11 protein-coding genes are annotated in these 13215 nt (G+C 51.2%); 7 read left to right on the top strand and 4 right to left on the bottom strand.

Translation table 11 applies throughout. The annotated features are described in order from the left end of the window. Positions 1–85: 85 nt before the first annotated feature. A complete protein-coding gene (gene rpsB / locus HEN21_RS16335; RefSeq protein WP_000246882.1) occupies positions 86–811 on the bottom strand; it encodes a 30S ribosomal protein S2 in 726 nt (241 codons plus the stop codon). A 367-nt stretch (positions 812–1178) separates the two neighbouring features. On the opposite strand from rpsB, the gene map reads away from it, so the two are divergent. The 5 genes from map (at position 1179) to HEN21_RS16310 (ending at position 7171) form a co-directional block, all read left to right on the top strand. Beyond that, positions 1179–1973 (top strand): type I methionyl aminopeptidase, encoded by a 795-nt coding sequence (gene map / locus HEN21_RS16330; protein WP_001018187.1) that lies wholly within the window; start codon positions 1179–1181, stop codon positions 1971–1973. A 257-nt stretch (positions 1974–2230) separates the two neighbouring features. Continuing rightward, positions 2231–4903: a bifunctional uridylyltransferase/uridylyl-removing protein GlnD gene (glnD, locus tag HEN21_RS16325; protein ID WP_176251828.1), complete on the top strand. Its 2673-nt coding sequence runs from the start codon at positions 2231–2233 to the stop codon at positions 4901–4903. Positions 4904–4933: 30 nt separating this feature from the next. Beyond that, entirely contained in the window at positions 4934–5758 is an 825-nt protein-coding gene (dapD, locus tag HEN21_RS16320) for a 2,3,4,5-tetrahydropyridine-2,6-dicarboxylate N-succinyltransferase (RefSeq protein ID WP_001186663.1), read from the top strand. Positions 5759–5811: 53 nt separating this feature from the next. Further along, a complete protein-coding gene (gene yaeI, locus HEN21_RS16315) occupies positions 5812–6624 on the top strand; it encodes a phosphodiesterase YaeI (protein WP_000633015.1) in 813 nt (270 codons plus the stop codon). 160 nt (positions 6625–6784) lie between these two features. Continuing rightward, a complete protein-coding gene (locus tag HEN21_RS16310) occupies positions 6785–7171 on the top strand; it encodes a DUF3461 family protein (protein WP_000272188.1) in 387 nt (128 codons plus the stop codon). A gap of 63 nt (positions 7172–7234) precedes the next feature. Here the strand turns inward: HEN21_RS16310 and cdaR are convergent, their stop codons facing one another. The 3 genes from cdaR to dgt all read right to left on the bottom strand — a co-directional run bounded on the left by cdaR (position 7235) and on the right by dgt (position 11617). Continuing rightward, entirely contained in the window at positions 7235–8392 is a 1158-nt protein-coding gene (gene cdaR, locus HEN21_RS16305; RefSeq protein ID WP_000929428.1) for a DNA-binding transcriptional regulator CdaR, read from the bottom strand. Between the two features lie 153 nt (positions 8393–8545). Further along, on the bottom strand, positions 8546–9970 hold the full coding sequence (degP, locus tag HEN21_RS16300) for a serine endoprotease DegP (protein ID WP_000753946.1): 1425 nt from the start codon (positions 9968–9970) through the stop codon (positions 8546–8548). Between the two features lie 129 nt (positions 9971–10099). Further along, complete coding sequence (gene dgt, locus HEN21_RS16295) at positions 10100–11617, bottom strand: dGTPase (RefSeq protein WP_105285876.1); 1518 nt, start codon at positions 11615–11617, stop codon at positions 10100–10102. A gap of 83 nt (positions 11618–11700) precedes the next feature. On the opposite strand from dgt, the gene mtnN reads away from it, so the two are divergent. Both mtnN and btuF read left to right on the top strand, forming a co-directional pair. Further along, positions 11701–12399, top strand: a complete 699-nt coding sequence (gene mtnN, locus HEN21_RS16290) for a 5'-methylthioadenosine/S-adenosylhomocysteine nucleosidase (protein WP_000689855.1) — start codon at positions 11701–11703, stop codon at positions 12397–12399. Further along, positions 12392–13192 carry a vitamin B12 ABC transporter substrate-binding protein BtuF gene (gene btuF / locus HEN21_RS16285; RefSeq protein ID WP_105286980.1) on the top strand — a complete coding sequence of 267 codons (801 nt, stop codon included), beginning with the start codon at positions 12392–12394 and terminating at the stop codon, positions 13190–13192. The genes mtnN and btuF overlap by 8 nt, the downstream gene beginning before the upstream one ends. Positions 13193–13215 lie beyond the last annotated feature (23 nt).

The raw sequence follows: 13215 nt of genomic DNA, 5'->3' as shown, positions 1-13215 counted from the left end.
TAAAAGTGAAAAAGGGAGCCATATGCAGGCCCCCTAACCAAACGTGTACTACCTGGTCTATAAGGGCTCGTACGAGCGTGCCTTATTACTCAGCTTCTACGAAGCTTTCTTCCGCCTGAGAAGCCAGATCCTGAGAACGGCCTTCACGTACGGTTGCAGCAACAGCGCCCAGGTACAGGGTCACAGCACGGATTGCGTCGTCGTTACCCGGGATAACGAAGTCAACACCGTCCGGATCAGAGTTGGTATCAACGATAGCAAATACCGGAATACCCAGGTTGTTTGCTTCTTTGATAGCAATGTGTTCGTGGTCAGCATCGATTACAAACAGAGCGTCCGGCAGACCGCCCATGTCTTTGATACCGCCCAGGCTGTTTTCCAGTTTCTCCAGCTCACGAGTGCGCATCAGCGCTTCTTTCTTGGTCAGCTTGTCGAAAGTACCGTCCTGAGACTGAGTTTCCAGGTCTTTCAGACGTTTGATGGACTGACGAACGGTTTTCCAGTTAGTCAGCATACCGCCCAGCCAGCGATGGTTCACGAAGAACTGGTCGCAGCTCAGAGCAGCGTCTTTCACCGCTTCGCTTGCAGCGCGTTTAGTACCAACGAAAAGGATTTTACCTTTGCGAGAAGCAATCTTGTTCAGTTCAGCCAGAGCCTCGTTGAACATCGGTACAGTTTTCTCAAGGTTGATGATGTGAACTTTGTTACGCGCACCGAAGATGAACGGCTTCATTTTCGGGTTCCAGTAACGGGTCTGGTGACCAAAGTGAACACCAGCCTTGAGCATGTCGCGCATGGAAACAGTTGCCATGATTAAAACCTCTATATAAAAGTTGGGGTTATGCCTCCACGTATCCCATATTACCGACCCCAAAGGGCACCCCGGAATATGTGCCGATACGTGTGTGTTGTTACACAAAGTGAGATTGTCGCTTCCGTCCAGTCTGTGTATACGAAATGGATCGGAAGTCCGGCGCGCTTTATACCACAAATACGCCGTGGACTCCAATAATTGTTGGCGCTGTGTACAGCATCAGACGCTGAATTTTCTATTATAGAAAACCCTCGGTGGCACGTTTCGCGAAGTTCAGAATGATTCTCAATTTGACAGGGTGTGATACCATTGACAGCACTTACATATATATTGTCGGTATCACCGACGCTGATGGACAGAATTAATGGCTATCTCAATCAAGACCCCTGAAGATATCGAAAAAATGCGCGTCGCTGGCCGCCTGGCTGCCGAAGTGCTGGAAATGATCGAACCCTATGTTAAACCGGGCATCAGCACCGGCGAGCTGGATCGCATCTGTAATGATTACATTGTGAATGAACAACACGCGGTTTCTGCCTGCCTCGGCTATCACGGTTATCCGAAATCCGTTTGCATCTCTATTAATGAAGTGGTGTGCCACGGTATCCCGGACGACGCCAAGCTGCTGAAAGACGGCGATATCGTTAACATTGACGTCACCGTAATTAAAGACGGTTTCCACGGCGACACCTCGAAAATGTTTATCGTCGGTAAGCCAACCATCATGGGCGAACGCCTGTGCCGCATCACGCAAGAGAGCCTGTACCTGGCGCTGCGTATGGTAAAACCAGGCATCAATCTGCGCGAAATCGGCGCGGCGATTCAGAAATTTGTCGAAGCAGAAGGCTTCTCCGTCGTTCGAGAATATTGCGGTCACGGTATTGGTCGCGGCTTCCATGAAGAACCGCAGGTGCTGCACTATGACTCTCCTGAAACCAATGTCGTGCTGAAACCAGGGATGACGTTCACCATCGAGCCAATGGTCAACGCGGGTAAAAAAGAGATCCGCACCATGAAAGATGGCTGGACGGTAAAAACCAAAGATCGCAGCTTGTCTGCACAATACGAGCATACTATTGTGGTGACTGATAACGGCTGCGAAATTCTGACGCTACGCAAGGATGACACCATCCCGGCGATAATCTCGCACGACGAATAAAATAAAGCTGGCTTCAGACTGATGACAAGGCCTAAAAAAGAGCCCGGACAGTCCCCTCGCCCCTTCAGGGGAGAGGGTTAGGGTGAGGGGAACAGACCAGTTCTGGTGCGAATAATCACCCTCACCCCGACCCTCTCCCTAAAAGGGCGAGGGGGAAAACGTGCCCATTTTGGCTATTAAGCCAGTTTGTCAGTCATCTGAAGCCGGCGAATGCCGGCTTTTTTAATGCGATAATTTAATCCTATGGGTGGCGCACAATGAATACCCTTCCAGAACAGTACGCAAATACCGCTCTCCCCACCCTGCCCGGTCAACCGCAAAATCCATGCGTCTGGCCCCGTGACGAATTAACCGTCTCTGGGATAAAAGCCCATATTGATACCTTCCAGCGTTGGCTGGGCGATGCCTTTGATAGCGGGATCTCCGCAGAACAATTGATTGAAGCCCGTACCGAGTTTATCGACCAACTCCTGCAACGGTTATGGATTGAAGCCGGTTTCAGCCAGATTGCCGACCTGGCGCTGGTCGCTGTCGGTGGCTATGGTCGTGGCGAGCTGCATCCGCTTTCAGACGTCGATTTACTGATCTTAAGCCGTAAGAAACTCCCGGACGACCAGGCACAAAAAGTAGGCGAGCTGTTAACGCTGCTCTGGGATGTGAAACTGGAAGTTGGTCATAGCGTACGTACGCTTGAAGAATGCATCCTGGAAGGGTTATCGGATTTAACCGTCGCCACCAATTTAATTGAATCACGCCTGTTGATTGGCGATGTGGCGCTATTTCTCGAACTGCAAAAACACATTTTCAGCGAAGGATTCTGGCCTTCCGACAAGTTCTACGCGGCGAAAGTTGAAGAACAGAACCAGCGCCATCAGCGTTACCACGGCACCAGCTACAACCTTGAACCAGACATCAAAAGTAGCCCCGGCGGCTTGCGCGATATCCACACTCTGCAATGGGTGGCCCGCCGTCATTTTGGCGCAACATCGCTGGATGAAATGGTTGGATTTGGCTTCTTAACATCTGCGGAGCGGGCGGAATTAAACGAATGTCTGCATATATTGTGGCGCATTCGCTTTGCCCTGCATCTGGTCGTCAGCCGTTACGATAATCGCCTGTTATTCGATCGCCAGCTTACCGTCGCCCAGCGTCTGAATTACAGTGGTGAAGGTAACGAACCGGTCGAGCGGATGATGAAGGATTATTTCCGCGTCACGCGCCGCGTCAGCGAACTCAACCAGATGCTGCTACAACTGTTTGATGAAGCCATCCTCGCCCTGCCCGCCGATGAAAAGCCGCGTCCGATTGACGATGAATTTCAGCTACGCGGTACGCTTATCGACCTGCGCGATGAAACGCTGTTTATGCGCCAGCCAGAAGCCATCTTGCGTATGTTCTACACCATGGTGCGTAATAGCGCGATCACCGGCATTTACTCCACCACGCTGCGCCAGTTACGTCACGCCCGCCGTCATCTGCAACAACCACTGTGCAACATTCCTGAAGCGCGAAAGCTATTTTTGAGCATTCTGCGTCACCCCGGCGCAATGCGTCGCGGGTTACTGCCGATGCATCGCCATAGCGTGCTGGGCGCCTATATGCCCCAATGGTCGCATATCGTCGGGCAGATGCAGTTTGACCTGTTCCACGCTTACACAGTGGATGAACATACCATTCGCGTTATGTTGAAACTGGAGAGTTTTGCCAGTGAAGAAACGCGCCAGCGCCATCCGTTGTGTGTGGACGTCTGGCCGCGCCTGCCGTCACCGGAGCTGATTTTCATCGCCGCACTGTTTCACGATATCGCCAAAGGGCGCGGCGGCGACCACTCCATTCTCGGTGCTCAGGATGTAGTGCATTTTGCCGAACTCCACGGGCTGAACTCACGCGAAACACAGCTGGTCGCCTGGCTGGTTCGCCAGCACTTGCTGATGTCGGTCACCGCCCAGCGCCGCGATATTCAGGACCCTGAAGTCATCAAGCAGTTTGCCGAAGAAGTTCAAACGGAAAATCGTCTGCGCTATCTGGTATGCCTGACAGTGGCTGACATTTGCGCCACCAACGAAACGCTGTGGAATAGCTGGAAGCAAAGTCTGTTGCGCGAACTCTATTTTGCCACCGAAAAACAGCTACGACGCGGAATGCAAAACACGCCAGATATGCGCGAACGGGTTCGCCATCACCAGCTTCAGGCACTGGCGCTGCTGCGTATGGACAATATCGACGAAGAGGCGCTACACCAGATCTGGTCTCGCTGTCGCGCTAACTATTTTGTCCGCCATAGCCCAAATCAACTGGCCTGGCACGCTCGCCATTTATTACAGCATGATTTAAGCAAGCCGCTGGTATTACTTAGCCCACAGGCTACGCGCGGCGGCACCGAGATTTTTATCTGGAGCCCGGACCGCCCCTATCTGTTTGCCGCCGTCTGTGCCGAATTAGACCGCCGCAATTTAAGTGTCCACGACGCACAAATTTTCACCACTCGCGACGGTATGGCGATGGATACCTTCATCGTGCTGGAACCCGATGGTAGCCCGCTATCCGCAGATCGTCATGAGGTTATTCGGTTTGGTCTGGAGCAAGTACTGACACAAAGTAGCTGGCAACCGCCACAGCCGCGTCGCCAACCGGCTAAATTACGTCACTTTACTGTTGAAACCGAAGTGACGTTTTTGCCGACCCATACCGACCGAAAATCATTCCTCGAATTGATCGCGCTGGATCAACCAGGCTTGCTGGCGAGGGTGGGGAAAATTTTTGCCGATCTGGGAATTTCGCTTCATGGCGCCCGAATTACAACCATTGGTGAGCGAGTAGAAGATTTATTCATAATCGCCACCGCCGACCGACGTGCACTTAATAATGAGTTGCAGCAGGAAGTGCATCAGCGGTTGACAGAGGCCCTCAATCCAAACGATAAAGGGTGATGTGTTTACTGATATGAAAAGAGTTTAACAATGCAGCAGTTACAGAACATTATTGAAACCGCTTTTGAACGCCGTGCCGAAATCACGCCAGCCAATGCAGACACCGTTACCCGCGAAGCGGTAAATCAGGTGATCTCGCTGCTGGACTCCGGCGCTCTGCGTGTTGCGGAAAAAATCGACGGTCAGTGGGTGACGCATCAGTGGTTGAAAAAAGCGGTGCTGCTCTCTTTCCGTATTAATGATAATCAGGTGATCGAAGGGGCAGAAAGCCGCTACTTCGATAAAGTGCCGATGAAATTCGCCAACTACGACGAAGCGCGTTTCCAGAAAGAAGGTTTCCGCGTAGTACCGCCAGCGGCAGTGCGTCAGGGTGCGTTTATTGCCCGTAACACCGTGCTGATGCCGTCTTACGTCAACATCGGCGCATACGTTGATGAAGGCACCATGGTTGATACCTGGGCGACCGTCGGTTCCTGTGCGCAGATTGGTAAAAACGTCCACCTTTCCGGTGGCGTGGGTATCGGCGGCGTGCTGGAGCCGCTGCAGGCTAACCCGACCATTATTGAAGATAACTGCTTCATCGGCGCACGCTCTGAAGTGGTTGAAGGGGTGATTGTCGAAGAAGGCTCCGTCATTTCCATGGGTGTATATATCGGTCAGAGCACCCGTATTTACGACCGTGAAACCGGCGAAATCCACTACGGTCGCGTTCCGGCGGGGTCTGTGGTTGTTTCAGGTAATCTGCCGTCGAAAGATGGCAAATACAGCCTCTACTGTGCGGTTATCGTTAAGAAAGTTGACGCGAAAACTCGCGGCAAAGTCGGCATTAACGAACTGCTGCGTACCATCGATTAAGAGTACGTACACGGGCAGCATGATGCTGCCCAGTTTTTTTGCAGGGATGGATGATGATTACACGCAGGCGTTTTTTACAGGCTACCGCCGCAACGTTAGCGGTGAGTTCAGGTTTCGGTTATATGCATTACCTGGAACCCAGCTGGCTTGAATTAACCCATCACCGCCTCGCCTTTTTTAAAGACAAAGCTCCTCCATTCAAAATTCTTTTTCTGGCAGATCTCCATTACTCTCGTTTTGTTCCTTTAAACCTGATTTCTGACGCTATTGCCCTTGGCGTAGCGCAAAAGCCTGATTTGATTTTGCTGGGCGGCGATTATGTCTTATTTGATATGCCGCTGAATTTTTCGGCGTTCAGTGACGTACTCTCTCCCCTTGCCAAATGTGCGCCGACATTTGCCTGTTTTGGCAACCACGATCGCCCCGTCGGCACACAAAAGAATCGCTTAATTGGCGATGCGCTGAAATCGGCGGGCATCACGGTGTTGTTTAACCAGGCAACGGTGATCGCCACGCCGAACAGACAATTTGAACTGGTAAGCACCGGTGATTTATGGGCCGGGCAATGCAAACCACCTCCTGCCAGCGAAGCAAATCTGCCTCGTCTGGTGCTGGCACATAATCCCGACAGCAAAGAAGTCATGCGTGATGAACCCTGGGATCTGATGCTGTGCGGCCATACTCATGGCGGGCAACTGCGCGTACCGTTGGTTGGTGAACCTTTTGCCCCTGTCGAAGATAAACGTTACGTCGCCGGATTAAATGCCTTTGGCGAACGACACATCTACACAACCCGTGGCGTGGGCAGTTTGTATGGTTTGCGTCTGAACTGCCGCCCGGAAGTAACGATGCTGGAACTGGTGTAGACGTGAATTTTATCGCCAGAATAAAGCAGGTAATTTTTTGATTTTTACGCCATGATAGAAGTCTGGAAGAAAAAGGCTTTCTGCGATCACAGTCGAGCCGGGCAGGCCAGGCCAAATGCTAAGATAAGCACAATTTACTGACTCATTTTGAGGTAACGCTATGTACGACAATCTGAAAAGTCTGGGTATTACCAATCCTGAAGAAATTGATCGTTACAGCCTCCGGCAGGAAGCCAACAACGATATTCTGAAAATCTATTTTCAGAAAGACAAAGGTGAGTTTTTCGCCAAGAGCGTGAAGTTTAAATATCCGCGTCAGCGCAAAACGGTGGTCGCCGATGGTGTGGGTCAGGGTTATAAAGAAGTGCAGGAAATCAGCCCGAATCTTCGTTATATCATTGATGAGCTTGATCAAATCTGCCAGCGTGACCGTAGCGAAGTTGATCTTAAGCGTAAGATCCTCGATGACTTGCGTCACCTGGAGTCAGTGGTAACCAATAAGATCAGTGAGATTGAAGCGGATCTGGAAAAGCTGACACGCAAATAATAGTAACTGATGTCATTCTGCGAGCCGGGTAAAGTATCACCCGGCTTTAATTTTGTTATGAACCTACCGCTCTTCATCCAGTTGCAGCGCCACATACAGCAGCAACCTGTCATCAAAATTGCCCAAATCAAGCCCGGTCAGTTCTGATATACGATTAAGTCGATACTCCAGCGTATTTCGGTGAATAAACAGCGCCTTTGACGTTGCCAGCGGTTGCACATTGTGGCGAAACCACGCCGCCAGCGTTCGCCGCAGCAAGCCGTTAGTGTCCATCGCTTTCAACCGCGCCAGTGGTCGCGCCAGTTCGTTGGCCTGCCAGTCGCCGCGCAAACTATCAAGTAAGACTGGCAGCATCAAATCCTGATAAAAATAGCAGCGATTTTCGGGCATTCGCTGTTTACCAACCACCATCGTTGTTTTCGCCGTGCGGTAAGAGCGAGCAATACTGCCAGGTCCGGTAAAATAATTACCCAACGAAACGCGAAATCGCAGCTGACCGTACTCTTTCATACGAGTAATGAGCTGCTCAACTCGCTTACAATGTTCTTCTGCATCCCAGCGCCCAAACGGATTCAACGCCGGTTTCAACACCACCATTTCGGTCAGCGAGACAATCGCCACCAGATTATTACGCTCGGGTGTAATCAGCGCGTTTTGCAATTGCTGTAACTCCGCCATTGCGCTATCTACGCCAAGCTGACCGCTGTCGACCTCGACAATAGCCACCACTCGCGGCTGATTGAGGTCTATCCCCAGCCGTTGCGCCCATTCAGTGAGTGCGGGTGTATTCTCCTCGGCCTGAATCAGGTTCATCACCAGTTCTTCCCGCAAACGACTATCCTGCGCCAGCAGGTGCATCAACCGCGACTGCTCCAGCATCATTTCAGCCGTCATACAGACCAGTTCGCCATATTTGCGCAGATTCTCTGGTTCACCAGTCAGGCCAATTACGCCGACAATCTCACCTTCCAGCCGTAACGGTAGATTAATCCCCTGCCGCACACCGTGCAGATGACGTGCTACCGCGTCATCGATATCGACGACTCGTCCCTGCGAAAGTACCAGCAACGCACCTTCGTGCAATTCACCAATACGTTCACGATCGCCGCTGCCAATAATGCGCCCGCGAGCATCCATTACATTGATATTGGTATCGATAATGCGCATGGTGCGCGCCACAATGTCCTGCGCCATTTTGGTATCAAGATGCCAGCCAGCCATAAGCCCTCCGTTGTGCACGGTTTAGCATAAGGAAGTGAGGGAAGCGCGGCATTGTGCAAATGCCCAAAGGAACGAAGATATATATGGAGTTGTGGGGTAGTTCACAGATTGCATGAAGACCCCCTTCCCTGGGCGGGAAGGGGTTAAGGGAGATTACTGCATTAACAGGTAGATGGTGCTGTCGCCGCGCTGAATGTTCAGTGCCAGCACGGACGGTTTGCTGTCGAGAACTTTACGCAGTTCAGCGATGTTTTTCACTGCCTGCTGGTTCGCGCCAATAATCACATCACCTTTTTTCAGGCCAATCTGTGCAGCCGGGGTGCCCGTTTTCACGTTGTTCACGACGACGCCCTGATCTTTGCCTTTGTTGCTCATCTCAGCGCCTTCAATGCCGTTGAAGATGGAGCTGGAATCAACCTGATTCTGGCTGCTCTGCTGCAGTTCCAGGTTCACGTTAACCTGCTTACCGTCGCGCAGCAAGCCCAGGGTCAGTTTGCTGCCCACCGGCATAGTACCCACCTGAGCACGCAGTGCGGCAAAGCTGCTGATTGGCTTACCGTTCAGTGAGGTGATCACATCTCCCGCTTTAATGCCCGCTTTTGCAGCGGAGGAATTAGGCAGAACCTGGCTTACGAAAGCACCGCGCTGGGCGTCAACTTTCATCGCTTTCGCCAGTTCGGAGTTCAGCTCAGTCCCCATAATACCCAGCTCACCGCGTTTCACCTGGCCGTATTCCACCATCTGCGAGGTCAGGTTTTTCACCATGTTACTCGGGATAGCAAAACCGATACCGATGTTACCGCCGTCCGGTGCCAGGATCGCGGTGTTGATACCGATCAGTTCGCCGTTCAGGTTAACCAGCGCACCACCGGAGTTACCACGGTTGATCGCTGCATCGGTCTGGATGAAGTTTTCGTAGTTTTCGGCATTCAGGCCGCTACGCCCCAGCGCAGAGACAATCCCGGAAGTTACCGTCTCGCCCAGACCAAACGGGTTACCGATAGCGACGGTGTAATCCCCCACGCGCAGCGCGTCGGAATCCGCCATCTTAATTGCAGTCAGGTTTTTCGGGTTCTGGATTTGGATCAGCGCGATATCAGAACGCGGATCTTTGCCGACCATTTTCGCGTCGAACTTACGACCATCACTTAACTGAACTTTAATGACTGTCGCGTTATCGACAACGTGGTTGTTGGTGACGACATAGCCTTTATCGGCATCAATAATAACGCCAGACCCCAGCGCCATAAATTTTTGTTGCTGGCCGCCGCCGTTACCGCCCTGCCCGCCCTGGCAGAACGGAGAGCTCTGGAACGGAGAACCTTCCTGGCAGAACGGAGAATCATCGCCGAAGAACTGCTGGAAATTGCGCGGCATACGCGGCGTATTGACGGTTGTGCTACCTTCTACGTTAATGCTGACCACTGAAGGCATCACCTTTTCGAGCATCGGTGCAAGGCTTGGCATCTGCTGGGCTGTCGTTGCTGAAGAAGTCTCAGCCGCCGTTGCAGAGAGCGGAGATAATGCCAAACCTAAACTCAGAGCCAGTGCACTCAGTGCTAATGTGGTTTTTTTCATGTATTTCAGTCTCGATTAACAGATAACGCAAAATTGCTGTGTTCTTCAGATTCGTTTTATAGCGCGAAGTTCCGAACTAAAGTTTCTGCAAAAAGTAAAAATTTATTGTCCGTCTTTACAAAAGCCTGGTTATTGTTCTACCGCCATCAGCCGCCGATATTCATCCCACGCATAAAGGTCCGTCATGCCACTGATATAATCCTGTAACAGCCGACAACGATAATAATATTCCCATAACGGGAACTCAGGAGAATCTGACGATAATTTACTGACAGCCTCGACATAGGCCAGCCGATGGCGCGTTGAGAGCTTATGGAATAAGCGTGATTCAATGGGGAAACGTTTTACTCGCTCTTTTTCTACCAGTTCAGTAAAGTCTGATAATGACATGCTTAATAAAGGACGATAAATCTCTAATAACCCGCTAATCACCCGATACCCCTGCAACTCAAGCTGCTCGACATCTGGATGGCTAAACACATGTTTTACGGCGACATTTTTATATAACTTCAAAAGTTCACTACATTCACTGGCATCTTCTAACAGGGCATGATTAAACGTTCCGGCAAAAATCGTCGGCAAATTATCAATAAATCGTTGTGCCGCATAGGGCACCAGCTTATTGAGGGTGTTCACCCGTAAATACATAAAAAACTGATCTTCCGTACTGCGGCTTAAACTATTTGAGCGCGATTTTTCCCAGGCATTTTCTACCACTTGTGCAAACAGAGAACCTTTCTCATGCTGACCCCACGCATCATGCAAATGATGATAAAGCTGCTCAACGGTAAATATTCTTTTCTCTACCGCATCTTCAAGATCAGCCACACAATAAGAGATATCGTCAGCTGCTTCCATAATCCACGTTAATGGAAAACGACTGTAAAGCGCCAAATTAAGTTCTTTACGCAAACGGGCAATATAGACTTCTTCAGAAAGATAATAGCCCGGTTTTTTCATTAAATAGTGGTGAGTCTCAGGCGTTTCACCACGCCACCACGCCGGACGAGTATATTTTAAAATACCGCCAACCTGCGCCCAGGTGAGATTCATACGCATCAATGTATGCACCAGACGAATACCTTGTGCATTACCTTCAAAATGACATAAGTCCTGACGAATTTTGCGCCGCAGCTCGTTAAGTTGTTCCTCTCCTTCCCGCAATCGCAACGCTGTCACGCTACAGCGATCGTCAGTCAGCGGCTGACTTTCGGCATCCGCCGGGTACAAACGCTGGCGAAACCAGTCATTTATAGCCGCTTCACCAAAATGACCAAACGGTGGATTACCGATATCGTGCATCAGGCATGACATCTCGACAATGCTTTCAAACGGCCCGGTCAGTTCATCCAGGCCGTACTCCTCCAGCAATTTAAGTTCTTTCAGACGACTTAAAATCTCTTTGGCGATATAGCGCCCCACCTGCTGAACTTCCATTGAATGGGTAAGACGCGTGCGTACGGCGGCATTGCGCTCAAGTGGAAAAACCTGGGTCTTTTGTTGCAGACGACGAATCGCCGGAGAGTTGATAATACGTCCGCGATCGCTTTCGAAGATCCGCAAGATCTCATGCTCGGTTTTAACACCCTGCGGTGAACGATAACGACGATGCCAGTTTATTTTTTTTCGGAAATCAATCTGTGCCATGTCCTCTCCCGCGTGAGAAATACGCTTCCCCGTAAGCGCATGATAAACTATGCCCTCAAATCGGGCTTATCGCGAGTAAATCTATGAAAATCGGCATCATTGGTGCAATGGAAGAAGAAGTTACGCTGCTGCGTGACAAAATCGAAAACCGTCAAACTCTCCGTCTGGGTGGCTGTGAAATCTACACAGGTCAACTGAACGGAACCGAGGTTGCGCTTCTGAAATCGGGCATCGGTAAAGTCGCTGCGGCGCTGGGTGCGACTCTGCTGCTGGAACACTGCAAACCAGATGTGATTATTAACACCGGTTCTGCAGGGGGCCTGGCGCCAACGCTGAAAGTGGGCGATATCGTTGTCTCTGACGAAGCACGCTATCACGACGCGGATGTCACGGCATTTGGTTATGAATATGGTCAGTTACCTGGCTGTCCGGCAGGCTTCAAAGCTGATGATAAACTGATCGCTGCCGCCGAGTCCTGCATTGCCGAACTGAATCTTAACGCTGTACGTGGCCTGATTGTCAGCGGCGACGCATTCATCAACGGCTCTGTTGGCCTGGCGAAAATCCGCCACAACTTCCCGCAGGCCATTGCGGTAGAGATGGAAGCGACAGCTATCGCTCATGTTTGCCACAATTTTAACGTACCGTTTGTGGTGGTACGCGCCATCTCCGACGTGGCCGATCAACAGTCTCATCTCAGCTTCGACGAATTTCTGGCCGTTGCAGCCAAACAGTCCAGCCTGATGGTTGAGTCACTGGTGCAGAAACTGGCTCATGGCTAAGTCACTGTTCAGGGCGCTGGTCGCCCTGTCTTTTCTCGCGCCGCTGTGGCTCAACGCCGCGCCGCGCGTTATCACACTTTCCCCCGCCAACACTGAACTTGCCTTTGCCGCCGGGATCACGCCGGTAGGGGTCAGCAGTTATTCCGACTATCCGCCAGAAGCACAGAAGATTGAGCAGGTTTCCACCTGGCAAGGGATGAATCTGGAACGCATCGTGGCGCTGAAACCCGATTTGGTGGTTGCCTGGCGCGGAGGCAATGCCGAGCGGCAGGTTGACCAGCTTGCTTCGCTGGGAATAAAAGTCATGTGGGTCGATGCGACAAGCATTGAACAAATTGCCGATGCGTTACGTCAACTGGCCCCCTGGAGTCCGCAACCTGACAAGGCCGGGAAAGTCGCGCAAACCTTACTGGAACAGTATGCGCAACTGAAAGCGCAATATGCTGATAAACCGAAAAAACGTGTTTTCTTACAATTCGGCATTAATCCGCCGTTCACCAGCGGAAAAGAGTCGATTCAGAACCAGATACTGGAAGTTTGCGGCGGAGAAAACATCTTTAAAGACAGTCGAGTTCCCTGGCCGCAGGTTAGCCGTGAGCAAGTATTAGCACGCGCGCCGCAGGCCATTGTCATCACTGGCGGAGCGGATAAAATTCCTAAAATAAAGCAATACTGGGGCGAACAACTCAAAATTCCCGTTATTCCTCTCACAAGTGACTGGTTTGAACGCGCAAGCCCACGTATTATCCTCGCTGCACAACAACTCTGTAATGCGCTTTCACAAGTGGATTAGCGCCTGGCCTTTCAGGTGCTCAG

Source organism: Escherichia sp. 93.1518 (assembly GCF_013368915.2).
Taxonomy (GTDB): Bacteria; Pseudomonadota; Gammaproteobacteria; order Enterobacterales; family Enterobacteriaceae; genus Escherichia; species Escherichia ruysiae.
Note: the sequence above shows the minus strand (reverse complement) of the source record. Positions and strands in the feature narration are given on the sequence as shown.

Excerpts from the sequence above, each read along its gene's own strand:
- rpsB (WP_000246882.1), bottom strand. The coding sequence starts at position 811 with ATGGCAACTGTTTCCATGCGCGACATGCTCAAGGCTGGTGTTCACTTT.
- map (WP_001018187.1), top strand. The coding sequence starts at position 1,179 with ATGGCTATCTCAATCAAGACCCCTGAAGATATCGAAAAAATGCGCGTC.
- glnD (WP_176251828.1), top strand. The coding sequence starts at position 2,231 with ATGAATACCCTTCCAGAACAGTACGCAAATACCGCTCTCCCCACCCTG.
- dapD (WP_001186663.1), top strand. The coding sequence starts at position 4,934 with ATGCAGCAGTTACAGAACATTATTGAAACCGCTTTTGAACGCCGTGCC.
- yaeI (WP_000633015.1), top strand. The coding sequence starts at position 5,812 with ATGATTACACGCAGGCGTTTTTTACAGGCTACCGCCGCAACGTTAGCG.
- HEN21_RS16310 (WP_000272188.1), top strand. The coding sequence starts at position 6,785 with ATGTACGACAATCTGAAAAGTCTGGGTATTACCAATCCTGAAGAAATT.
- cdaR (WP_000929428.1), bottom strand. The coding sequence starts at position 8,392 with ATGGCTGGCTGGCATCTTGATACCAAAATGGCGCAGGACATTGTGGCG.
- degP (WP_000753946.1), bottom strand. The coding sequence starts at position 9,970 with ATGAAAAAAACCACATTAGCACTGAGTGCACTGGCTCTGAGTTTAGGT.
- dgt (WP_105285876.1), bottom strand. The coding sequence starts at position 11,617 with ATGGCACAGATTGATTTCCGAAAAAAAATAAACTGGCATCGTCGTTAT.
- mtnN (WP_000689855.1), top strand. The coding sequence starts at position 11,701 with ATGAAAATCGGCATCATTGGTGCAATGGAAGAAGAAGTTACGCTGCTG.
- btuF (WP_105286980.1), top strand. The coding sequence starts at position 12,392 with ATGGCTAAGTCACTGTTCAGGGCGCTGGTCGCCCTGTCTTTTCTCGCG.